This is a genomic window from Bacillus sp. FSL L8-0167 (genome assembly GCF_038630295.1).
In the GTDB taxonomy this organism is placed as follows: domain Bacteria; phylum Bacillota; class Bacilli; order Bacillales; family Bacillaceae; genus Bacillus; species Bacillus safensis.
Window position 1 is genome coordinate 1,252,945 of record NZ_CP152027.1, and the last position, 22,983, is coordinate 1,275,927.

A 22,983-nucleotide genomic window follows, 5' to 3' on the forward strand; every position below is an offset into this window, starting at 1 on the left:
AATTTGAATGCTGTCAGCGTGTAGACAAACCCTCGCATTCGCCCGCAGTTCTGCGCTCCGGTACTCACGAATGTCAAATTCGCTCCGTTCCGGTGCTCGTCCTTCCTAGACTTCAAAGGTTTTCTATCACGCTGAAATGAAAACAAAGGGCCAAAATGAAGATCATTTTGGCCCTTTTTCAACATCTTACAGCATTCAATTCGAATGCTGTTTTTTTATTTCCATTATCTAACTGGCTAAATCACATGGGATGTTCGCAATCTATAGGTAAGAGGTGAACGAGACGTGCTGGATGTGTTATGGAAAGCAATTGTCATGCTGCTAGTTGGTACCTTGCTGCTGAGAATAGCAGGGCCTAAATCGATTAGTCAATTAACTGTACAACAAACAGTCATCATGATTTCAATCGGATCGATTATTATCCAACCCTTTATTGAGCATAATTTACTTGAAACCATTTATGCAGCTACCATCTTTATTGTGGCACTTGTCATTATGGAGAAGCTGTCGATTCAATCGGATTTTTTTGAAAAATTGCTTTCAGGCAAATCGGTCGTGATTTTACAGGATGGCCAAATGCTTGATCATAAGCTGAAGAAAACAAGGCTCACAAGGGACGAATTTAAAATGCGTTTAAAGCAGCAAGGCATCACTGACATCAGCTGTCTCAAAAAAGCCACGCTAGAAGCCAATGGGCAAATTGGCTATGAGTTAAAACCTGAGGAAAAGCCAGTGACGGTCAAGCAAATGAAAGAACTCCTTGACCAATTAAGAGAAGAACTAAACCTGTCAAAAAAGGACTGAATTCAGATGAAAAGAAAAGCAGCGAAAAATGAAGCATTAACAAATAATATGACGCCGACAGAAAGTATGGCACATGATCAAGGACAAACTCAATTTGACGAACAATCAAGAGATCGTCAGGCAAACCGAAATTCTCATAAAGGGAAACAAGGGGGAGCATCTCGTGACTAAGAAGCATATGAAGAGCAAAGAGATGAAGGACCATAAAAAGCCAATGGACCCAGATATTTTAGAAGAGGAATTTGGCAGTGAGCTTGGAGATATTAACAGCAGCAAATGGATTGATACGTTGGTAAAGCCAAAGAAAGATGATGCATGTCAGCAGAATAAGAAATAGAAAAAACGATCCATGAAGGATCGTTTTTATTTGATATAACTGCCTTGCCTGCCGGTGATCGTTCGCATGAGATGGGTCATTTTGAGCTCGATCACTGGCTGTGCAACGGTTTTGACAAAAGTGCTAGACAGGGTAAAGGTTAACAGAATGGTCAGCAGCAATAAAATGAGTACACTTGCTGCATTTAGCGCCCAGTCATCAAACCAAGTGGTTCTTAGCAGCTTGATCACAAAGCCGTGTAATAAATAAACATATAACGTTCTTGTTCCCCATTTTGTAAAGAAGAAACGGCGTGTTGGAACTAATGCAAAGAAGCTGAAAGTAGCGCCAAATGCAAGCAAATACCATGCCATTCGTTTCATCGCCGCAATCATTCCTTCATCCCCAAGAGAAGCATACGACTTTGAGCCAAATAAGAAGGAATAATCAAATTCATAGAAGTAGCAAAACAGGAACACAGCCATTAATACAAAAAGTGCTGCCAGCTTTCCTTTGCTTGTACGGATGAATTCAAAATGCTGCTTTTTTAAATAGAATCCAGCTAAAAACATAGGCAAAAAGACAAACGTACGTGATAAGCTGAGTGTATCGCTGATGCTGTCCACATAACCGACGAGTAAAGCAATCGATAAACTGACGATCATCGCCCAGTGAAACGGCAGTTTTGAAAAAGGAATGAGCAGCAAATTCCAAAAGAATAAACTAATTAAAAACCATAAGGACCATTGTGGATCAATTGGATTTAAATTGGCCATGCTTTGATCCTGCAAGAGATAATAGTAAACCGAATAGATCACCTGAAAGATTAAATATGGGATGATCAGCTTAACGGCGACTTTTTTCATAAAGCCCGGTTTTCTAAACCCTTTTGCAAAAAAGCCAGAAACTAAAATAAAGGCGGGCATGTGAAAGGTATAAATAAACTTGTATAAATAGAGCATCCAGTCATTATCATGAATGAATGATCGTAACAAATGACCAAAAACAACTAGAAAAATCAGAAGGAATTTCGCATTATCAAAATAACTATCTCGTGAAGATGCCATAACATCACCTTTCCTGCTCGATTTCAAACATAAATGTTCTAAGTGCACTGTTCCCTTATTTGCCTCATTCTAAAATACATTTTCGCTCAATTCGCTATTTGAAGTGAAATTGTAGAATGGTTGTAAAAGAAGCGTAAGAAAAGTGAACCGTTATACAATCCTGTCATCCAAATGAAATAAATGAGACAGTCTTCGTGTAAAAAGTTATCTTTTTTTATGAGTCGAATGAAGGAACAATGAAAATATTGTAGAAATATTGTAGAGGAATGAGGCTGGAAAAGGAGTGTAAGAGAATGACTGAAACGCTCGATGGCAATAGGTTAACCCCTGCGGGAGATATCAGAAAATTAGAAAAAGAGAACGAATATTTGCGAACTGAGTTAATGCAGCAAAAAATGCTATTAAATAAGACGCTAGATGCCATTTTTATATTTGATCAGCACCTCAACATCATCCAAGCCAACGAAGCAACATGCAGGCTTGTCCAGACACCGAAAGAAGACCTCCTCAATAAATCCGTTCTAGATTTCCTATACGGCATCCCGAAAGATAAAATTGAATGCTCACTCGATCTATTTTTTCGAAAAGGTACGTTAAAAAGAGAGATCTCCATTCAGCTGGAAAATGGTGAGACAAAATACATTGAATTTGTCGCAGAGCACGATACCATGAGTCAGCAATATATTGTGGTCATGCGAGATATTTCTTCAAAGAAAATATTAGAACGAGAACGCTCCATGAATGAGCAGCTGTTCAAAGATTTGTTTGACCGAGCCATTGACGGGATGGTCATTTTTGATCAGGATGGCTGCATGATTGATGCGAATCATTCTTTTTGTCAGAGCTTTGAGCTGCAAAAGACTGATTTAACCGATCGCTATTTACATGAATTTGTCGAAGAAGAAAATCTTCCCGCCTTGCAGCATCTTTTAACGTCACTTAAAGAAACAGGGAAAGCAAAAGGGGAGCTTCCTGTTACCCTTCAATCTGGCCAGCAAAAATTATTTGAACTCACCATTACATCAAATGTGATGAGTGGTTTTTATATGTCCATCATGCGGGATATTACAGAAAAAAGACTGATGGAAGAGAAGCTGTTAAAAAGTGAAGAACGCTTTAGAGAAATTTTTGAAAATGCAATGGATGCCATCATCATATGGGCGGACGATGGAGAGATTGTGAAAGCCAATGAATCAGCCTGCCGAATTTTTGAATTACCGATGCACTCGCTGATTGGCAAAAAACTCACCGACTTTCTCGTCAAATCTGATAAGAGATATAGACCAACAAGAAGACGCTATATCCGGAATGATGAAATAAGGGAAGAGCTGTTGTTCAAAATGGCTAATGGACAGTATAAAGAGCTTGAGTTTACTTCAAAGCATGCGGTATTAGAAGGACAGCACTTAACCATTTTACGTAATGTAAGTGATCGAAAAAGAATGGAGCAGGAGCTGCGCGAAAGTGAGCTCAAATTCCGTAAAGTCTTTAATGGCTCAATGGACGGCATTGTTCTTTTTGATAATCAATACCGAATCATTGAAGTCAATCCATCTGCCAGCGAGCTGCTTCAATTGAAGGACGATCATTTAACAGAAATGAATCTTTTCCACATCCTTGCCCCTTATCAAATAGAAAATTTGGCTCAGCCCGCCGAGGCGATGTCATTAGATGAAATGGATAATGAGGTTCCGTTTGTACTGAACCATCCAGATCAGCGTATCCTGGAATTCTCTTTTAAACGCAACATTATCCATAATATGAATTTGGCGATCTTTAGAGATGTGACAGAGCGGAAGGAATTAGAAGAGCGGGTGAGAAAATCAGATACCCTTCATGTGGTCGGAGAGCTTGCCGCTGGAATTGCTCATGAAATTAGAAACCCGATGACAGCATTAAAAGGCTTCATTCAGCTGTTAAAAGGAAATATAGAAGGGGAATATTCGCTCTATTTTAATGTCATCACATCAGAGCTGAAAAGGATTGAATCCATCATCACCGAATTTTTGATTTTAGCGAAACCGCAAGCCATTGTATATGAAGAAAAAAATGTGGTGCAAATTGTGAAAGACACGATGGATCTTCTGCACGCACAGGCGAATCTTGGCAATGTTCAAATGCATCTCAATGTACTGGATGAGATTCCGCTCATTTATTGTGAACAAAACCAATTAAAGCAGGTCTTTATTAACATTTTAAAAAATGCAATTGAAGTCATGCCGCGCAAAGGAAATGTCTATGTGAGCATTCAGCGGAAGGGCGAGGAGCATATTGTCATTTCACTGCGTGATGAAGGCTGCGGAATGGCAGAGGATAAGCTAAAGCGTCTAGGCGAGCCTTTTTATACAACGAAAGAAAGAGGAACTGGACTTGGCTTAATGGTTAGTTATAAAATTATTGAAGAGCATCAAGGAACCATTGAGGTAGAAAGTGAGGAAGGCGTAGGAACCGTCTTCCATCTCACGCTGCCACTTAGGCAGCAGAAACAAGAAGGAGAGCAGTAACGTGTATTATACCGTCTATCACGCACCCATCGGGGAATTATACATACTAGAAAAGGACGGTGCCATCATCGAGGTGATGTTTGATGATGAACCGTTTTTAGCAAAAAAGCAGGCAGCGAATCTAAAGCAAGCAGATACGCCTGTCTTACAAGAAGCGAAAAAGCAGCTAGATGAATATTTCAAAGGTGAGCGGCAAGTATTCGATCTCCCGCTCAAGCAAACTGGTTCTCCGTTCCAAGAGCAGGTGTGGGAAGCATTGTCGGCCATTCCATATGGTGAATCAAAAAGCTATGCAGACATTGCAGAAGCGATTGGCAATCCAAAGGCTGTAAGAGCCATCGGACAAGCTAACAGACGAAATGCATTACCTATTTTTATCCCGTGTCACAGGGTGATTGGAAAAGACCGGACTCTGACGGGCTATGCAGGATCGAAAACAGACATGAAAGCGGTCCTCCTTGAATTAGAAGGCATCCCATTTGTTCAAAAATAAATCGATTGACCTGTTCCGAATGTTTGTCAAGCGACATATCCTTTTATTAAGCTAAAAAAGTTGGTTGAGGGAAAAAGGAGGGCGCTGGCATGTTTTGGGGCAAAAAAGGCAAAATGTATGCCGTGACGTCACTATGTGTCAAAATGAACGTTTTGACAGAAGAACAAAAAAAAGAAATCTTAACAAAAACGAATCAAGAACCAAAAAAGCGCGGTGCTCTTAAATGACAAGAACACGGCGCTTTTTTGCGATCACTGGGAGATGCTTTCGGCGAAAAGAGCATCAATCTCTTCTGCATAGTTCGATGTGATAATTCCCTTTTCTGTAATGATGCCTGAAATAAGATGATGAGGAGTGACATCAAAGGCGGGATTGAATACCTGAACATCAGGCGGTGCAATGGGGACGCCGTTTAATTCCTTTACTTCCAGCGGGTCGCGCTCTTCAATTGGAATATCTGACCCGTCGCGGGTGGATACATCAAAGGTTGAAAGCGGTGCTGCTACAAAAAACGGAATGTTAAAATGCTTGGCTAGAACGGCAAGACCTAACGTTCCAATCTTATTCGCTGTATCTCCATTACGGGCGATACGGTCAGCTCCAACAATGACAGCAGAAATTTGCTTTTCCTTCATCGTATGGGCTGCCATGTTATCTGTAATGAGCGTCACATCCACGCCGCCTTGCATGAGCTCCCATGTTGTCAGACGAGCGCCTTGAAGAACAGGGCGTGTTTCACATGCATAAATGTGAAGATCAAGATTTTTCTTTTTGGCTAAATAAAAGGGAGCAAGGGCTGTTCCATACCGGCTCGTTGCGATGGAGCCTGCATTACAAATGGTCATGATACGGTCACCTGATTTAAAGAGCTGAAGTGCATTTTGACCGATTTGTCTGCATGTTTCTTCATCTTCTATTTGAATTTGAATGGCTTCATGCACAAGGTCTGTTTTGGCTGCATTCACTGATGCTGCACGCTGAATGCGCTGCAGCAGCCGGTCTAATGCCCAGGCGAGGTTCACAGCGGTTGGACGAGCACTGTTTAAATATTCTTTGATTCGAATGACTTCTTGTTTAAAAACATCCAATTCTTCTGTTTCAATTGCTTGTGCACTAAGCGCCAGCCCAAAAGCTGCTGTAATGCCAATCGCAGGCGCTCCGCGTACTTTTAATGACACAATCGCATCATACACATCTTCTTTCGTATATAAATGCTCAAATACGGTTTCGGTTGGTAATTTTTGCTGATTTAAAATGTTAATACGGTTTTCTTCCCATTCGACAGAACGGGGGACTTCAAATTCTTTTGACAAAACCCGTCACTCCTTTACAGATGGCTGGAATAATGCGACGAGGTCAGACGCTGTTTCCACTGCATGATATTGTTTGATAAATGTTTTTCCAAGTGTCAGTGCTGCTTTTTTCTGCTGAATCCGTCTAGTTGGTGATGGAATTGCATCAAGGTCAGCGGCATGAGCAAGACCAATTGTTCGGCGGACAAGCTCACAGCCGGCAAAGCCTGTTGCTTCTTTTAAAATCCGGTCAAACGTTGTTTCTAAAAAGCTGTCCGATACACTAAACGCTTCAATGCTGTCCTCTTTCCAAGCTTTTGTGAACACTTCTTTGAAGGTTGCCCATACATTGACGACATGGTCAAAAAGGTGCTGCTGCTCGTGTTCACTCTCGCGAGATAAAGCATTCAGGAACAGATTGGCGATAAAGTGGCCGATATCGAATCCGAAGGGACCGTAAAACGCGAATTCTGGATCAATGATTTTCGTTTCAGTTTCATTTGCAAAAATACTGCCTGTATGAAGATCTCCATGAACCAATGTTTCAGCTGATGTCAGGAAGATACGCTTTAATTCTGCTGCCCTAGCTTGCACTTCAAGATCTGCCCAAAGCGCTTCTGCAAATTCTCTTAATTCTTCTTCGAAGTCATTTGTTTCACTATCGAAGAAAGGGTCTGTGAAGACGAGTTTTTCTGTGATATCACACAGGTCAGGGTTCGTAAATTGCTTCACAAATTGTTTTTTGATTTTAGGATTTGTAGCAAAGTCAGATGTGTAAAAAAGTGTTTTTCCTAAAAATTCTCCAACATGATCAGATAAATGCGGATATTGTTTTCCGGCAATTAGCCCTTTTCTGACGATTTCTAAGTGGGAGAGATCCTCCATGGCTGTCACTGCAAGAGCTGTATCTGAATAATAGACTGCTGGTACAAGGTGAGGCGCATATTCTGACTGCTTGATCAGGGCGGCACTTTCAATTCTTGCCCGGTCTAATGTAAGCGGCCAGCTCTCCCCTACCACCTTTGCATAAGGCAGCGCCTGCTTGATGATCAATCCTTTTTCTTGTTTGTGATCATAAATATGAAAGACGTAATTTAAATTCCCGTCACCGATTTCAGTACATGTCAAATGACTGCTTTCTTGGATCAAGCCAAGTCTAATTGCGAGTGCAACTGCCGAGCTTTCTGTTAGTTCTTCATATGATGCCGTAAGTGTAACCAATTGCTTCCCCTCCAAATCATATAAAAAAGCCTCTTTCTCCTGAGAGAAAGAGGCTTGATGGTGTGTATGCTCAAAGCCTCTCTTATCTCTCAGCACATACGTCTGATGGAATTAGCACCGTGCCCTATAAGACAATTGTCTTGGCGCGTTACTTGCTGCGCCCCACTTCACAGTGGTATTAACGGTCGGTTGCTGTTGGGGTCAAAAGGCCAAATCCCTCGCCCAACTCTCGATAAGAGAAATCAATATGTAATTGTTTCGTGTCTGATTGCATTTCTTAATTCAAGATATTATCAGAGCTGCGCTTTACATGTCAATCTTTTTTCAAAATTGCTTTACAATTCATAAAACAATCCATTACAGTGATTGTATTGTCACGTAACTTGAATAGAAGGTGAAGAAATGGAATTCCAGCAATCAGATGTGTTGAAACAATTACCGAAACAATTTTTTGCGTCCCTTGTCCAAAAGGTGCAGAAAAAAGTGCGGGAAGGGGCAGATATCATTAATTTGGGGCAGGGAAATCCTGATCAGCCAACTCCTCCGCACATTGTAAAAGCCATGCAGGAAGCGGTAGCAAAACCTGAAAATCATCAATACTCCTCATTCCGTGGAACAGCGAAATTAAAAAAGGCTGCTGCCGCTTTTTATGAAAGAGAATATGGGGTCGCACTTGATCCAAAAACGGAAATTGCGATTTTATTTGGCGGGAAAGCAGGGCTTGTTGAGCTGCCGCAATGTCTGCTGAATCCGGGTGATACGCTTCTTGTCCCTGATCCTGGTTATCCTGATTATTGGTCAGGCGCTGTGCTTGCTGGAGCGCATATGGTAACCATGCCACTTCTTGAAAAAAATGATTTTTTACCTGACTACGATTTGCTGCCTGAAGATGATAAGAAAAAGGCAAAATTAATGTATTTAAATTACCCCAACAATCCGACGGGGGCTACGGCAAGCCGTGTATTTTTTGAAGAAACCGTTACGTTTGCGAAAGATCACGAGCTATGTGTAGTCCATGATTTTGCATATGGCGGCATTGGATTTGATGGGGAAAAGCCGCTCAGCTTTCTGCAAGTAGAGGGAGCGAAAGAGACGGGAATAGAAATTTACACATTATCTAAAACGTACAATATGGCAGGGTGGAGAGTAGGATTCGCAGCAGGAAATTCGTCTGTTATTGAAGCGGTTGAGCTTTATCAGGATCATCTGTTTGTCTCGCTGTTTAAAGCCACTCAAGATGCAGCAGCGGAAGCGCTATTAAGCGATCAAACGTGCGTGCAGGTGCAAAATGATCGATATGAGAAAAGGCGGAATGTGTGGATGGCTGCCTGCAAAGAAATTGGCTGGGAAGTCAGTGCACCAAAGGGTTCATTTTTTGCTTGGTTAAAGGTGCCGGAAGGATATACATCTGAAGCCTTTTCTGACTTATTATTAGAGAAGGCACATGTTGTTGTTGCGCCAGGCAATGGCTTTGGTGCTCACGGTGAAGGGTACGTGCGAGTAGGGCTTCTAACAAGTGAGGAGCGGTTACAAGAAGCCGCTCAGCGCATCGCTGCTTTGAAGCTGTTTGAAAAAAGCCATTGACAACATAAAAAAATGGTGCGATAATTCAGGCAATATTTAAGAAAATTGAATATTCTTATCAAGAGTAGGCAGAGGGACTAGCCCAATGAAGCCCGGCAACCGACTTCCATGAAGCACGGTGCTAATTCTTGCAGCAAGCGCTGAGAGATAAGATTCGGATGAATGACACGAAACAACCTCTTTAAGGCGCTCATGAAGCACTTGAAGAGGTTTTTTTATTGAACATATGCATGACGCAATCGAAAGGGGATTCCTAGTGAGTGAATTACTGGCAACATACGTATTAACACATCGAGAGGATGAACAAATAAATCGAAAAGCGGAGCAGATCGCGCTTGGTTTAACAGTTGGATCATGGACGGATTTGCCGCAGCTCAAAAAGGAGCAGCTTCAAAAGCATAAAGGCCGAGTTGAAAAAGTATTAGAAAAGGCTGTTCCAGCCGAAAATGGCCTTTATCAATCAGAGGTGACCATTGCTTATCCTGAGGCAAACTTTTCAGCTGATTTACCAGCTGTTTTTACGACGATTTTTGGAAAGCTTTCACTAGACGGAAAAGTGAAGCTAGTCGATATCCAATTTTCTGAAGAATTTAAAAAAAGCCTGCCAGGACCTGTATTTGGAATTGATGGCATACGAAAAAAGGTAAATGTGTTTGATCGTCCATTATTGATGAGTATTTTTAAAGGCGTTATCGGCCGTGATATGCAGGATTTAAAAGAGCAGCTCCGCTTACAGGCATTAGGCGGGGTTGACTTCATCAAAGACGATGAAATTTTATTCGAAAGTCCATTAGCCCCTTTTGAAGAGCGAATCAAAGAAGGAAAAGCGATTTTAAAAGAAACCTATGAAGAAACAGGACACCGCACACTGTATGCTGTCAATTTAACGGGCAGAACCTTTGACCTGAAGGATCGAGCGAGAAAGGCCGCTGAACTTGGGGCAGATGCGCTCTTATTCAATGTCTTTGCATACGGCCTTGATGTCATGCAAAGCCTAGCTGAGGACCCAGACATTCCACTGCCGATTATGGCGCATCCCGCTGTGAGTGGTGCTTTGACATCCTCTCCTGAATATGGATTCTCGCATTCTCTTCTTTTAGGCAAATTAAATCGATATGCTGGCGCTGATTTGAGCCTCTTTCCCTCACCTTATGGGTCGGTTGCTCTTTCGAAAAAAGATGCCTTTGGAATCTATGAAGCTTGCGTAAAAGAGGATACGGTTCAAAAAACATTCCCTGTCCCGTCAGCAGGCATTCATCCAGGAATGGTTCCAGTATTGATCAAAGATTTTGGAATTGATCATGTGATAAATGCAGGTGGAGGCATTCACGGACATCCGCGGGGAGCCATTGGCGGAGGGAAGGCATTTCGTTCGATCATTGATGCCGTGATTCACGAAGAGTCCATCCGAGATAAGGCGGCTTCCTGCCAAGACTTAAAAGCGGCACTTGATCTTTGGGGAAGGGTAGCAGAATAATGAAAAAACCAATTGTATGCTGTGATTTTGATGGAACAATTACAAAAAATGATAATATCATCCGCATCATGAAACAGTTTGCACCAAGTGAATGGACGAAGCTGAAGGATGGTGTCCTGTCAAAGGAAATCACCATTCAAGAAGGCGTCGGGCAGATGTTTCAATTACTGAAAAGTGATCAGAAGGATGCTATTCAATCATTTATTTTAGAGGATACAGAGATTCGAGAAGGATTTAAGCAATTTGTCGATGAGGTAAAAAAAGCAGATATTCCTTTCTATGTACTTAGCGGGGGGATGGACTTTTTTGTCTACCCCATCCTCGAAGGCATTGTCGATCGAGACGATATTTATTGCAACCATGCATCATTTGTGGAAGGCCATATTCAGATTGAATGGCCGCATGCCTGCGATACGCCATGTCAAAATGGCTGCGGATGCTGCAAGCCCTCAATCATTCGAAAGCTGACTCATGAGGATGACTTCATCATCATGATCGGAGATTCAGTGACTGATGTGGAGGCGGCGAAGCATGCGGATCTTACGTTTGCGCGCGACTACTTGCTCAATGAATGTCAAGAGCTCGGGCTCGTACACAAGGAATATGACACATTTATTGATCTACAAGCGCAATTTGTTCAAATAAAGGAAGTGAAGGAATGGCAGACGCAAAGAGCAAACGCTGGCAGGAGCTAGCAGACGTTAAACGTGAACTGGCTCAAAGAGATTGGTTTTTCGGAACAAGCGGTAATTTATCGATCAAGGTGTCGGATGATCCAATCACGTTTTTGGTGACGGCAAGCGGCAAAGATAAACGAAAAGAAACAAACGAAGATTTTGTGCTAGTAAATGCGGCAGGCCAGCCCCATGATCCGAACGAGCCGCTTAGACCATCAGCTGAAACACTGCTTCACACGTACGTATATGAACGGACGAAAGCAGGCTGCTGCCTCCATGTCCATACAATCGATAATAATGTGATGTCAGAGCTGTATGGGGATAAGGGAGAGATTCGTTTTAAAGGCAACGAAATCATCAAAGCGCTTGGTTATTGGGAAGAGGATGCAGAAGTGTCGATTCCGATTATTGAAAATCCAGCTCATATTCCGCAGCTTGCAGAGCAATTTGCCAAACATCTGACACTAGAGGCGTCATCTGGTGCTGTACTCATTCGCAATCATGGTATTACAGTCTGGGGAAAAACAGCCTTTGAAGCAAAACGAGTATTAGAAGCATATGAATTTTTATTTAGCTATCACTTAAAATTAGCGCTTTATCAACAGCAGCTTGTAAGATAAAAAGGAGGAAAAACACATGGCGACGATTTTGATTCATAATGAAGAGAACACATTACTTGAAAGCGAGCAAGAGGTAGCATCATATTTGGAAAACCAAGGGGTCATTTATGAGCATTGGGATATTGAAAAGCTGCCAAACCGTTTATCAGAAAAGTATGATTTAACCGATGAGGAAAAGGAAGAGATTTTGACTGTTTTCCAAAAGGAAATCCAAAGTATTTCTGAAAAAAGAGGGTACAAAGCGCAGGATGTCATTTCATTATCTGATGCCACGCCAAATCTTGATGAGCTGCTCCAAAACTTTAAACGTGAGCATCACCATACAGATGACGAAGTACGCTTTATTGTGAGCGGGCACGGAATCTTTGCTATTCAAGGCAAGGATGGCGTCTTTTTTGATGTGAGATTGAATCCAGGTGATTTAATTTCTGTTCCGCCAAACATTCGTCATTACTTTACACTTCAAGAGGATCGCAAAGTGGTCGCAGTTCGCATATTTGTCACAACTGAGGGCTGGGTGCCGATTTACGAGGAAGAAACGGTTTAATGATAGAGCTGATCATTCCGCATGAGGCGGAAGATCAGCTTTTTTTTAGGAAATTAGACATAAAATGAGAAAGAAAATAGTTGATTTTGATCTTCTGCATAGGATAAAATTCTGTTTAATCAATGTGTCAGTCCTGTCCAAATTTGAAGTTTACCCCCAAATTTGATTGGGTAAAAGGTCTTTAGGCTGTAAAAAATTAAATAAAATAAGCATATTTAATTTAATTTACAAATAAAGTATAATTTTGGTGTCGGATCATTTTGAGCATAGACAGTCGAAATCATTGCGGGAGCTGAGATCATGAATATTTACGTAAGGAAAGAACAATTGCTGATGTCCATTGATGAGAAGAGAAAACAAATGGTAGAAGCTGCTCAAGTGGAAGGTTACACTGGTGAGAAGACAATTAAATATAGTCAAGAACTGGACAACCTGATGAATGAGTATCAGCATCTTCTTTTTCATGAGAAACAATCTGCCCCCTCCTTTCATGATCTTGTGTCTCAAATGAGTCTTTTATCTGTGAACCGCCCCTCTTATTGACATGAAAAACCGGTCTTGCATAAGCAAAACCGGCTGACATCTTCAGTTATGCTGAGTGAGCAGAAGGAAGCATGATCATGACAGTCGTTCCTTTATTCACTTCGCTATGAATATCAATTGTTCCGCCATACATCGAAATGATTCGTTTACACACGACAAGCCCAAGACCTGTGCCTTTTTCCTTCGATGTAATAAAGGGGAGGAAGATGTGCTTTAACATCTCTTCTGGTATGCCTTCACCTGTATCCTCTACTTTAATGATGACATGTTCTTTTTCAGCTTCGATCACAATCTTCAAATGACCGCCGTTTGGCATCGCTTCTAAAGAGTTCTTTGCTACATTTAAAACAACTTGTTTAATATGATCCTTTGTGCAATACACGCCGACATCTTGAATCGTATTGATTTGCAAATCCACTTCGACATTATAAAGATTTGCCTCAGAGAATACGATCGGCATGATCTCACTTACAATTTCTTTTACAGAGTTATTCTGCCATTTTTCTGCCGTTGGTTTTCCTAATACAAGAAATTCACTGACGATTTGGTTGATCCGTTTAATTTCTTCCTCGATGACAGAAAAATAGAGCTGATCTTCTTCTGAATGATACTTCTTTTGCAATAGCTGGATAAATCCGCTAATCCCTGTTAATGGGTTGCGAATTTCGTGTGCTGTACTTGCTGCGAGTGTTCCGATCAATTCAAGCTTTTGCGCTTCATTTTGATGACGCTCCTGCTGAGTTTGCCGCCTTAACACGATATATTGGACGAGTGTGAATAAAATATTTAATAAAATAAACGCACTGGATAAAGGGATGAGCATCACAGACAGCACTTCACTTGTTGAAGCACGCTGCGGAAAGACCTCCAGCTTCCAGCTGTTTTCATCTAAATATGTAGACACGGTGCTGCCGCCCTCGGGTACTGGCTGTGGACCGCTTGTAAAGACGACATGTCCATTTTGATTCAGCATCTTAAAATGAAGATCAGGGTTCAATACATTCATAATATTTCTTAAATAGTCAATTTGAATGGCGGCAATCAGTACATTGGTGACCTCTTCGTTTTCATCGAGAACAGGCACACAAATGGAGAGAATCCGCTGTTTTGTAATTCGGCTCACATAGTTGTCTGTGATCACGGTCTGCTTGGTCACTTGAATGCGTTTAAAGTAATCTCTGAATGATAGGTTAATTTTTTCCTTTAACGGGGTGGTGCTTGCTGTTACATTTCCTTTTTTGTCTAGGAGATACAGACCTGAAAAACGAGGTTCTTGTTTATAGATTTTCTCTAGGATGTTTTGTACTTTTTTCGTCTCAAGCGGCTGGTCAAATCCCATGGCGAGGGAAGTTAATCTCGCTTCTGTTTCACTTATTAAATAATTCATTTGATTTTTGTGAATATTTAACATAAGTGTAGCGGTTTGTTTGTTCTTTAAATCGATTTTTTCAGTTTCTTTTTCGTAGATAAAATAACTAATGATTAGGGTTGGAAGCATGACCAAAATAAGGTAAAGCCTGATCTTCTTCCAAAACCCTTTCAGTATACTCATCATTCATCGCTCCAACGTATTACCTAATAGACTTATTATAGCATTGAACCTATCTTTATTACGATGACTTGTGTGATTTTTAAAAAATTAGGTGATTCGTTCTGGTCTCATTTTCGTGCTAAAGATGGATCAAAATGTTGACATTTTACTTATTGTTTATTAATGTCACATTAGTGGGTTGCATTTCATAAAGGATGATAAAAAATGGAAAATCATAATGTTGAAAAATCATTGAAACTATTTATTGTATTATCACGTGCCTATCGCTCAATTAATCATCACATGAACAAACATATTGTGAAGCACGGGCTGAATCCAACTGAATTTGCTGTGCTAGAATTGCTGTATCATAAAGGTGATCAGCCGCTTCAGCAAATCGGTGATAAGATTTTACTTGCAAGCGGCAGCATCACGTATGTGGTTGATAAATTGGAGAAGAAAGAACTCCTCAGCCGCAAGGCTTGTGCAGAAGACCGCAGGGTGACATTTGCGCATATTACCAAGCAGGGACGAGCTTTGCTTGATGACATCTTCCCAGATCATGCGAAAGAAATTCATGAGATGATCAGTGTCCTCAGTGAAGAAGAGAAAGATGCCTGCATCGATATGCTCAAACATGTAGGGCTGCGTGCAAAGCATTTATATGATCATCAAGAATAAATAAAAAGGAAGCCGCTGGCTTCCTTTTCAGCGCGCAAGCAATCCCTCGCATTCAGTTGTCAGCCCTGCGTGCCGGTGCTCATTCCTAGACTGCAAAGGTTTTCTATCACGCTGAAAAGAAGACAAAGGGCTAAAATAGAGATCATTTTAGCCCTTTGTCAACAATCTGTAAAGAAGCCGCTGGCTTCTTTTTTTATTTCGCTTTTTTCTCAATCGGTAAAATGAGTACTTCTACACGCCGGTTTTTACTTCTGCCTTCTGCTGTATCGTTCGAGGCAATCGGTTTGAATTCGCCGTATCCTTTTGTACTAAAGTTCTCTTGGTTTAGATTGCTGTTTTCAAGAAGAATATTTAAAAAGTTCACAGCGCGAATGGCGCTTAAATACCAGTTTGATTCAAATTCTGAATTTCTGATCGGTACATTATCTGTATGTCCGCTAATGACAATGTCACGAGCAGGATTAATGACGAGCAGTTTTGAGATTTCTTTTGCTAACGGGACATCCTGAGGGCGAATAACTGCCCGTCCAGAGTCAAAGAAGATACTGTCCTCAATCGTAATGAGAAGACCTTCATCCGTAAGCTTTGTTTCGAGCTTTGAACCAAGTTTTTTATTTGCAATGAATGAATCGACCTGCTTTTTGACCTTTGTGAGAACCGCTTGGTCCCTAGCCTTTGCTTTGGCTTCTTCATCTTTCTCTTCCTCGGCTGCTTTCTTGACTTGGTTGCTGTTTTCAGTTTCTTCCGTGCTTTGCATGCTGGATTGATCCATAACACCAGTACCGCCAGTAAAAACTACATTAAAAGACTTAGCCATCTGTTCATATTTTGCCGCATCAATTGAACTAGATGCAAAGAGCACAATGAAGAGGGCGAGAAGAAGCGTTAGTAGATCGGCATAAGGGATAAGCCAAGATTCATCTACATGGTCTTCATGATCATGGTTTTTACGTTTCCTAGCCATTTTGATTTTCTCCTTCTTCAATGACAAGATTTGCACGTTCTTTTGCTGGTAAGTACATAAGAAGTTTTTGTTCAATGACTTTTGGAGATTGACCTTCAAGAACAGAAAGAATACCTTCGATCATAATCAGACGAAGCTTTACTTCTTCCTTTGATTTACGCTTCAGCTTGTTGGCAAATGGATGCCATAACACATATCCGGTAAAAATCCCAAGCAGTGTGGCGACGAAGGCAGCACTGATCGCATGTCCAAGTGCTTCAATATCTCCCATGTTGGCAAGTGCGGCAATAAGTCCGACAACGGCGCCAAGTACCCCTAGCGTCGGAGCGTATGTACCAGCTTGTGTAAAGATTAATGCACCTGACTGATGTCGTTCAGACATGGCGTCAACTTCTTCTGTTAAGACGTCTCGAATAAATTCAGCACTTTGGCCGTCAACTGCCATGCTTAACCCGTTCTTTAGAAAATCATCATCGACTTCCTCAAGACTTGCTTCTAATGCCAAAAGACCTTCACGACGCGCAATTTGTGCCCAGTTTGAAAATAGAGGGATCATTTCTTGAATCGTTGGAAGCTGGCTGTCTTTGAAAATTTTGCCGAACAATTTTGGTGTTTTCTTAATTTCACTAGAAGGGAATGCGATGACAACAGCTGCAACCGTCCCAACAATGATGATTAATATAGCCGCCGGGTTGAGAAGAGCAGTTAGACTCACACCTTTCAAAACCATACCGACACCTAGTGCAATAAATGCTAAAATAATACCAATTAACGATGTTTTGTCCATTATCTCACCAAATCCTTTAACTATCTTTTTCTATAGTTAATATCGGTGTGTTCCAGAAGGGTTTTAGTCAGAATATAAAATTAAGACACTTTCTGTGAAGAATTTTTGACGAAAGCGCTTTCTATCTGCGTAAAAAGAAAACTCCCTCTCATATAAAGGGAGTCTCCATTTAATCGTTTTGAGCTGGTTCATCTAAATGAAGCAGCTCTTTTAATTTTTCTTCATACATGATTTTAACAAGATCGTAGCTCCAATTCATCATGTGATCCACCTCTTTTTCTTTTATCGTAAAGGAAAAGAGGCGGGGGAGCGTCGTCGTTCAGATGGAACTTAGACGCCGCAACATGATGGAGATGCATATCATCCTGAAGATGTAGTTATCCTTTTTTTACGACGATTTCGTCATGTTCAACATCCACAGTAAATCCAGAAAGCTGCTCCTCTTCAAGCAGGATCTCCGTCATTTGGTCTTCAACGTGCTCTTGGATGGTTCTTCGAAGTGGACGAGCACCAAATGCAGGGTGATATCCAAGCTCTGCGATTTTTTCTTTCGCTTCATTTGTGACATGGACTGTTAAATTCTGCTCTTTTAATTGCTCTGACAGCTCATTGAGCAGAAGATCAACAATCTTCACTAAATCATCTCTGTCTAATGATTCAAACTGAATGATGCTGTCAAAACGGTTCAAAAATTCTGGTTTGAAGTAGCTGCTTAGTGAATCAATGAGTGATTGTTCCTCAATCGCTTCTTCCTGATCAGACTGGAAGCCGACCTTGACCGTTTTATCTGCGCTGCCTGCGTTACTTGTCATGATGATGACTGTATCTTTAAAGCTGACCGTTCTGCCTTGGCTGTCTGTTAAGCGGCCATCTTCCATGATTTGCAGGAACATGTGCTGTACATCTGGGTGTGCTTTTTCGATTTCATCCAGCAAAATGATGCTGTATGGTTTTCTGCGCACTTTTTCAGTCAGCTGGCCAGCTTCATCATGTCCAACGTAACCAGGAGGAGAACCGATGAGTTTGGACACAGAGTGTTTTTCCATGTACTCACTCATATCTAAACGAATGATCGCATCTCTTGAACCGAATAATTCTTCAGCTAACGTTTTAGACAATTCGGTTTTCCCGACACCTGTTGGTCCAACGAAAAGGAAGGAGCCTGTTGGTCTATGTTTCGATTTTAAACCAGCTCTGCTTCTTTTCACGGCTTTCGCCACTTTATCAACCGCATGTTCCTGTCCAATCACTCGTGCTTTTAGACGGACGTCAATTTCTTTCATTTTGGTTTGTTCGTCTGCTTGGAGTTTCCCGACAGGAATGCCTGTTTTTTGTTCCACAATGGCCTGAATGTCCTCTGCTGTAACGATATGCTCTTTTTCAGTTGTTTTGTTTTGAAGTCTTGCTTCAATGGCTTCTTCTTCATCGCGAAGCTTCGCTGCTTTTTCATATTGTTCTTCTTTTAGCGCAGCTTGTTTTTCTGCGGCAATTTGCGCTAGTCGGTTTGTCAGCTCATCTTCACTTGCTGCATCAATGGAGAGATTCGCTTTTGAACCAGCTTCATCCATTAAATCAATGGCTTTATCCGGCAAATGACGGTCTTGAATATACCGCGAAGATAATTGAACGCACGCTTTGATTGCTTCATCTGAATAGGAGACACCATGATAGGCCTCGTATTTATCTTGAATGCCTTTTAAGATGTCGATTGCTTCATCTTGTGTTGGCTCATCTACGATAACGGGCTGGAAGCGCCGTTCGAGTGCAGCATCTTTTTCAATTTGGCGATATTCTTTTAATGTCGTCGCACCTACTAGCTGCAGCTCGCCTCTTGCAAGGGCTGGTTTTAAAATGTTTCCAGCATCCATTGATCCTTCTGCAGATCCTGCGCCCACAAGAAGGTGGATTTCATCTACAAATAAGATGATATTTTTACGGCTTTGCAGTTCTTTGATTAACTGCTTCATTCTTTCCTCAAATTGACCGCGTACACCTGTGTTTGCGACAAGTGAGGAGACATCTAATAAATAGATTTGTTTGTTCTTTAATTTATTTGGCACATCGCCGCTCGCAATTTTGAGCGCGAGTCCTTCTGCGATCGCTGTTTTCCCAACACCTGGTTCACCAATAAGAACAGGGTTATTTTTATTTCTTCTATTTAAAATCTCAATGACTCTTGCGACTTCTTCGTCTCGGCCAATGACTGGATCAATTAAACCAGCATTTGCTCCATCTGTTAAGTTACGGCCAAGCTCATCGAGTAAGCCTTTTTGCTTTGGCTGCTCCATGTTTGGGGCATGACTTGCTGCCTGAGAGAAGAATGAACTTCCTCCAAAAAGCTGAGGTCCCATTTTCATTTTTGACTGCTCCATCAAAGAGGTATAGCAGTCTTCACATAAAACCATTTGGCTCCGGGACGAATTTACTTGCATATTCAGGCGAATAGTTGCTTCATTTACTTGACAATGTTGACAACGCATTTGCCATGACCTCCTTAAAATAAAGTTTGACTTTATTTGACCAATGAATGTTAAAGAAAATGGTCTATTGTTTGACCATCTTTGACTATAGTATACTCTGACCTATTTTGACTTTCAACTGTTTTGCTCAAAGGGGAATAAAAATCCTTTTTTGCATTTAATCATGGTTTGTCCTTCTTTTCAAGGAACTTGTCTCATAGGATAAAAAAGAGACAATCGAAAGTGATGGGTGCGGAGGGGTCACATGAAACGTTCAAATGAATCCGCTTTTCAGCTTGCCTTTGTTTATGTAGGAACAGTGGTTGGAGCTGGGTTTGCGACAGGGAAAGAAATCGTAGAATTTTTTGTTCGTTTTGGCTGGATTGGACTATTAGGAATCCTGATTAGCGGTGTTATTTTTACTGGCCTTGGGGCAAAAATGATGCTGATTTCGAAACGAATCGAAGCAGAATCTTATCAAGATATGAACCGTTTTTTATTTGGCGCAGCTGCGAGTCGATATATTAATATTGTCATGTTTTTTATTTTACTTGGTGTCACCTCAGTCATGATTTCAGGCGCAGGGGCTATTTTTGAAGAACAGCTTGGTATATCGAAGGAATATGGGATCTTTTTGACGATCATTTTGAGCGTCATTGTACTCTTTAAAGGTTCAAAAGGGCTATTTGGAGTCAACGTCCTTGTCGTTCCAATGCTGATTTTCTTTTCAATGATCGTGTTTCTTGATTCATTTGTGTTTAGCAGCAGTGAAAGTTATGTTCTTGCGCTGCAAATGGGTGAGGGCGAGTGGATATTATCAGCCGTGTCATATGGTGCCTTTAATTTAGCACTGTCACAGGCAGTGTTAGTACCCGTCGCAAATGAAATGACCTCTGAAGCAGTCATTAAAAAGGGAGCGGTGCTTGGGGGCGTCATGCTGACACTCATTTTGCTTGCTTGCTTCTTATCTCTTTCTTCATTAGATATGCTGGAGGCGTTTGATATTCCAATGGCCCAGGTAGTGTATCAAGTCGCAAACTCCATTCATCTCATTTATTTATTTGTCATCTTCGGTGAAGTTTTTACATCCGTCATAGGCAATTTATACGGGCTGGAGAGACAAGTGAGGGCATATATCCGAATGAACAGCATCTTTACGATATCCCTTATTCTCATATGCTGCTATGTGATTAGTAAAATTGGTTACGGTACACTGATTTCAACGGTTTATCCGGTTTTTGGCTATGTCAGCATCTTTTTTATCCTCTTTCTTTGTCTAAAAAAAGTGCCTGCCCCGCTAGATAAGTAAAGAAAGGATAGCCTGCATGAAAAATATGTGGTACACTATCCTCTGTGAAAATTGAACAAAAATCCGTGAAGACGGGAGAGGTTCTAGCAAAACCCTCTATAAAAAACTAAGGACTTGCCGTATCCTTGGATGTGGCATTTTTTATTTTTTATGGCTGGGACACCTCATACACATGTAAAGGTGTCTTTTCTTTTGAGAAAAATAGGGGTTTTCAGGAGCCTTTCAGATGCAGTGTTGTACGGTTGTACTCATCTGCAAAAGGAGGAGAACAGAAAATGAAAAATGAAAAAGCAGTCGTTGTCTTTAGCGGGGGACAGGACAGTACGACATGTTTATTATGGGCACTTCAACAATTTGAAGAGGTAGAAACCGTGACCTTTCATTATAATCAGCGTCATCAAGAAGAAATTGATGTCGCCAAAAGAATCGCTGACAAATTAGGTGTGAAGAATCATCTGTTAGATATGTCTCTTTTAAATCAACTGGCACCTAATGCTTTAACAAGAGATGACATTGACATTGAGGAAAAAGAAGGAGAGCTTCCTTCCACATTTGTACCAGGAAGAAACTTAGTGTTCTTATCTTTCGCCTCTATTCTTGCGTATCAAATTGGAGCAAGACATATTATCACAGGTGTTTGTGAGACAGACTTTAGCGGCTATCCAGATTGCCGTGACGAGTTTGTGAAATCTTGCAACGTCACAGTGAATTTAGCAATGGAAAAACCATTTGTGATTCATACACCACTGATGTGGCTGAATAAAGCAGAAACATGGAAGCTGGCAGACGAGCTTAATGCGCTGGATTTTGTGAAAAATGAAACGCTCACTTGCTATAACGGCATCATCTCTGATGGCTGCGGGGAATGTCCTGCGTGTAAGCTGCGGAAAAATGGCTATGACACTTATATGGAAAGGAAGGAGGCAAAATAAATGCTTTCTCAAATCTATCCACAAACCGATCATCCATTTTCATTTGAATTAAATAAAGACATGCATGTTTCTGCTGCCCATTTCATCCCGCGAGAAGATGCGGGCGCATGCAGCCGTGTTCATGGTCATACGTACACCATCAATATCACGATTGCGGGAGACGAGCTAGATGAATCGGGTTTCCTTGTCAATTTCAGTACATTGAAAAAGCTCATTCATGGGCAGTACGATCACACGCTGCTCAATGATCATGAGGAATTCTCATCAAACGATCGATACGCGATGCCAACCACTGAGGTGGTAGCAAAGACCGTACATGACAAAGTCGCAGCGTATTTATCGACTTTAGCGAACAAGCCGGCATGTGTTCAGGTCTTTGTCAGAGAGACACCAACAAGCTATTGCATTTACCGTCCGAAACGAGTTGAGATCAATGGCTAAAGCGATTCCCGTATTAGAAATCTTTGGTCCAACCATTCAAGGAGAAGGAATGGTCATTGGACAAAAAACCATGTTTGTCAGAACGGCTGGCTGTGACTACTCGTGCAGCTGGTGTGATTCCTCCTTTACATGGGATGGCTCAGCTAAGCATGACATTCAGTGGCTTGAGGCAGAAGACATTGTCAAAGAATTAAAAAGAATAGGCGGACAGGCTTTTTCTCATGTCACCATTTCAGGGGGAAACCCAGCCCTTTTAAAACAAATGGAATCCCTCATTGATTTACTGCATGAAGAGGGAATTGATACAGCGCTTGAAACACAAGGGACGATGTATCAGGAATGGTTTTTGAAAATTGATGATTTAACCATTTCTCCTAAGCCGCCAAGCTCGAATATGAAAACAGATTTTACAAAACTAACACGTATTATAGATGAGCTGAAAAACGGAAATAGGTTGCAGCATGCTAGCCTGAAGGTCGTGATCTTTGACGATCGTGACCTAGCGTATGCGAAGGATGTTCATGCAAAATACCCTGAGCTTCCTTTTTATTTGCAGGTAGGAAATGATGACACGACGACAGCTGATGATGCGTACTTATTGACGCATTTATTAAAGAAATATGAAGCGCTTGTCGATCAAGTCGCGCAAGATCCAGACTTAAACCGCGTAAGAGTGCTGCCGCAGCTGCACACGTTATTGTGGGGAAATAAACGAGGCGTATAGAAAGGAAGAG

At 41.3% G+C, this 22,983-nt stretch carries 24 protein-coding genes and 3 riboswitches; of the genes, 17 read left to right on the forward strand and 7 right to left on the reverse strand.

Going from position 1 to position 22,983, the window contains the following annotated elements; all coding sequences use genetic code 11:
* Window positions 1–285: 285 nt before the first annotated feature.
* Genes MHB66_RS06365 through MHB66_RS06375 form a run of 3 tightly spaced genes read left to right on the forward strand, consistent with a single transcriptional unit; the run spans window position 286 to window position 1,141 of the window.
* The gene (locus MHB66_RS06365; RefSeq protein ID WP_046310749.1) at window positions 286–804 is read left to right on the forward strand and encodes a YetF domain-containing protein; all 519 of its coding nucleotides are present in this window, start codon (window positions 286–288) and stop codon (window positions 802–804) included.
* Between the two features lie 6 nt (window positions 805–810).
* Entirely contained in the window at window positions 811–975 is a 165-nt protein-coding gene (locus MHB66_RS06370) for a hypothetical protein (protein ID WP_087975542.1), read from the forward strand.
* Complete coding sequence (locus tag MHB66_RS06375; RefSeq protein ID WP_170825835.1) at window positions 968–1,141, forward strand: hypothetical protein; 174 nt, start codon at window positions 968–970, stop codon at window positions 1,139–1,141. The genes MHB66_RS06370 and MHB66_RS06375 overlap by 8 nt, the downstream gene beginning before the upstream one ends.
* Before the next feature lie 26 nt (window positions 1,142–1,167).
* Here MHB66_RS06375 and MHB66_RS06380 read toward each other — a convergent pair whose 3' ends face one another.
* The gene (locus MHB66_RS06380) at window positions 1,168–2,187 is read right to left on the reverse strand and encodes an acyltransferase family protein (protein ID WP_024426826.1); all 1,020 of its coding nucleotides are present in this window, start codon (window positions 2,185–2,187) and stop codon (window positions 1,168–1,170) included.
* A gap of 293 nt (window positions 2,188–2,480) precedes the next feature.
* On the opposite strand from MHB66_RS06380, the gene MHB66_RS06385 reads away from it, so the two are divergent.
* The 3 genes from MHB66_RS06385 to MHB66_RS06395 all read left to right on the forward strand — a co-directional run bounded on the left by MHB66_RS06385 (window position 2,481) and on the right by MHB66_RS06395 (window position 5,411).
* On the forward strand, window positions 2,481–4,691 hold the full coding sequence (locus MHB66_RS06385; RefSeq protein WP_034281528.1) for a PAS domain-containing sensor histidine kinase: 2,211 nt from the start codon (window positions 2,481–2,483) through the stop codon (window positions 4,689–4,691).
* A gap of 1 nt (window position 4,692) precedes the next feature.
* Window positions 4,693–5,184, forward strand: coding sequence for a methylated-DNA--[protein]-cysteine S-methyltransferase (locus tag MHB66_RS06390; protein ID WP_046310751.1), 492 nt, complete (start codon window positions 4,693–4,695; stop codon window positions 5,182–5,184).
* Between the two features lie 89 nt (window positions 5,185–5,273).
* On the forward strand, window positions 5,274–5,411 hold the full coding sequence (locus MHB66_RS06395; RefSeq protein WP_165585032.1) for a hypothetical protein: 138 nt from the start codon (window positions 5,274–5,276) through the stop codon (window positions 5,409–5,411).
* Between the two features lie 24 nt (window positions 5,412–5,435).
* On the opposite strand, the gene mtnA is transcribed toward MHB66_RS06395, so the two are convergent.
* Together mtnA and mtnK are read right to left on the reverse strand one after the other, a co-directional pair.
* Window positions 5,436–6,497 (reverse strand): S-methyl-5-thioribose-1-phosphate isomerase, encoded by a 1,062-nt coding sequence (gene mtnA, locus MHB66_RS06400; protein WP_041116442.1) that lies wholly within the window; start codon window positions 6,495–6,497, stop codon window positions 5,436–5,438.
* Between the two features lie 6 nt (window positions 6,498–6,503).
* Entirely contained in the window at window positions 6,504–7,697 is a 1,194-nt protein-coding gene (gene mtnK, locus MHB66_RS06405) for an S-methyl-5-thioribose kinase (RefSeq protein WP_046310754.1), read from the reverse strand.
* A gap of 79 nt (window positions 7,698–7,776) precedes the next feature.
* A riboswitch (SAM riboswitch) is annotated at window positions 7,777–7,936 on the reverse strand.
* A gap of 163 nt (window positions 7,937–8,099) precedes the next feature.
* On the opposite strand from mtnK, the gene MHB66_RS06410 reads away from it, so the two are divergent.
* The 6 genes from MHB66_RS06410 (at window position 8,100) to MHB66_RS06435 (ending at window position 13,145) form a co-directional block, all read left to right on the forward strand.
* Entirely contained in the window at window positions 8,100–9,281 is a 1,182-nt protein-coding gene (locus MHB66_RS06410; RefSeq protein WP_046310755.1) for a pyridoxal phosphate-dependent aminotransferase, read from the forward strand.
* Window positions 9,282–9,333: 52 nt separating this feature from the next.
* A riboswitch (SAM riboswitch) is annotated at window positions 9,334–9,435 on the forward strand.
* Window positions 9,436–9,507: 72 nt separating this feature from the next.
* A complete protein-coding gene (gene mtnW, locus MHB66_RS06415; protein WP_196797905.1) occupies window positions 9,508–10,758 on the forward strand; it encodes a 2,3-diketo-5-methylthiopentyl-1-phosphate enolase in 1,251 nt (416 codons plus the stop codon).
* On the forward strand, window positions 10,758–11,453 hold the full coding sequence (locus tag MHB66_RS06420; RefSeq protein ID WP_046310758.1) for a 2-hydroxy-3-keto-5-methylthiopentenyl-1-phosphate phosphatase: 696 nt from the start codon (window positions 10,758–10,760) through the stop codon (window positions 11,451–11,453). The genes mtnW and MHB66_RS06420 overlap by 1 nt, the downstream gene beginning before the upstream one ends.
* Window positions 11,417–12,055: a methylthioribulose 1-phosphate dehydratase gene (locus MHB66_RS06425; RefSeq protein ID WP_034281536.1), complete on the forward strand. Its 639-nt coding sequence runs from the start codon at window positions 11,417–11,419 to the stop codon at window positions 12,053–12,055. Before MHB66_RS06420 ends, MHB66_RS06425 begins: the two co-directional genes overlap by 37 nt.
* A 16-nt stretch (window positions 12,056–12,071) precedes the next feature.
* Complete coding sequence (locus MHB66_RS06430) at window positions 12,072–12,602, forward strand: cupin domain-containing protein (protein ID WP_034281537.1); 531 nt, start codon at window positions 12,072–12,074, stop codon at window positions 12,600–12,602.
* Between the two features lie 300 nt (window positions 12,603–12,902).
* Window positions 12,903–13,145 carry an aspartyl-phosphate phosphatase Spo0E family protein gene (locus MHB66_RS06435; RefSeq protein WP_024424676.1) on the forward strand — a complete coding sequence of 81 codons (243 nt, stop codon included), beginning with the start codon at window positions 12,903–12,905 and terminating at the stop codon, window positions 13,143–13,145.
* Between the two features lie 46 nt (window positions 13,146–13,191).
* Here MHB66_RS06435 and MHB66_RS06440 read toward each other — a convergent pair whose 3' ends face one another.
* Window positions 13,192–14,697, reverse strand: coding sequence for an ATP-binding protein (locus MHB66_RS06440; RefSeq protein ID WP_034281538.1), 1,506 nt, complete (start codon window positions 14,695–14,697; stop codon window positions 13,192–13,194).
* A 204-nt stretch (window positions 14,698–14,901) separates the two neighbouring features.
* Here MHB66_RS06440 and MHB66_RS06445 point away from each other — a divergent pair, with 204 nt between their 5' ends.
* Complete coding sequence (locus tag MHB66_RS06445) at window positions 14,902–15,357, forward strand: MarR family transcriptional regulator (protein WP_034281539.1); 456 nt, start codon at window positions 14,902–14,904, stop codon at window positions 15,355–15,357.
* Between the two features lie 193 nt (window positions 15,358–15,550).
* On the opposite strand, the gene motB is transcribed toward MHB66_RS06445, so the two are convergent.
* From motB to MHB66_RS06460, 3 genes are all read right to left on the reverse strand, one after another.
* On the reverse strand, window positions 15,551–16,321 hold the full coding sequence (gene motB, locus MHB66_RS06450) for a flagellar motor protein MotB (protein ID WP_034281540.1): 771 nt from the start codon (window positions 16,319–16,321) through the stop codon (window positions 15,551–15,553).
* On the reverse strand, window positions 16,314–17,108 hold the full coding sequence (motA, locus tag MHB66_RS06455; protein ID WP_024424680.1) for a flagellar motor stator protein MotA: 795 nt from the start codon (window positions 17,106–17,108) through the stop codon (window positions 16,314–16,316). Before motA ends, motB begins: the two co-directional genes overlap by 8 nt.
* 377 nt (window positions 17,109–17,485) lie before the next feature.
* Window positions 17,486–19,588, reverse strand: coding sequence for an ATP-dependent Clp protease ATP-binding subunit (locus tag MHB66_RS06460; RefSeq protein WP_046310761.1), 2,103 nt, complete (start codon window positions 19,586–19,588; stop codon window positions 17,486–17,488).
* A gap of 244 nt (window positions 19,589–19,832) precedes the next feature.
* Here MHB66_RS06460 and MHB66_RS06465 point away from each other — a divergent pair, with 244 nt between their 5' ends.
* The 4 genes from MHB66_RS06465 to queE all read left to right on the forward strand — a co-directional run bounded on the left by MHB66_RS06465 (window position 19,833) and on the right by queE (window position 22,973).
* Complete coding sequence (locus MHB66_RS06465; RefSeq protein WP_034623360.1) at window positions 19,833–20,876, forward strand: membrane protein; 1,044 nt, start codon at window positions 19,833–19,835, stop codon at window positions 20,874–20,876.
* A gap of 71 nt (window positions 20,877–20,947) precedes the next feature.
* Window positions 20,948–20,992: riboswitch (PreQ1 riboswitch) on the forward strand.
* Between the two features lie 159 nt (window positions 20,993–21,151).
* The gene (gene queC, locus MHB66_RS06470; RefSeq protein ID WP_046310763.1) at window positions 21,152–21,808 is read left to right on the forward strand and encodes a 7-cyano-7-deazaguanine synthase QueC; all 657 of its coding nucleotides are present in this window, start codon (window positions 21,152–21,154) and stop codon (window positions 21,806–21,808) included.
* Entirely contained in the window at window positions 21,809–22,249 is a 441-nt protein-coding gene (gene queD / locus MHB66_RS06475; RefSeq protein WP_034281544.1) for a 6-carboxytetrahydropterin synthase QueD, read from the forward strand.
* Window positions 22,242–22,973, forward strand: coding sequence for a 7-carboxy-7-deazaguanine synthase QueE (gene queE, locus MHB66_RS06480; RefSeq protein WP_034281545.1), 732 nt, complete (start codon window positions 22,242–22,244; stop codon window positions 22,971–22,973). Before queD ends, queE begins: the two co-directional genes overlap by 8 nt.
* Window positions 22,974–22,983: the final 10 nt, after the last annotated feature.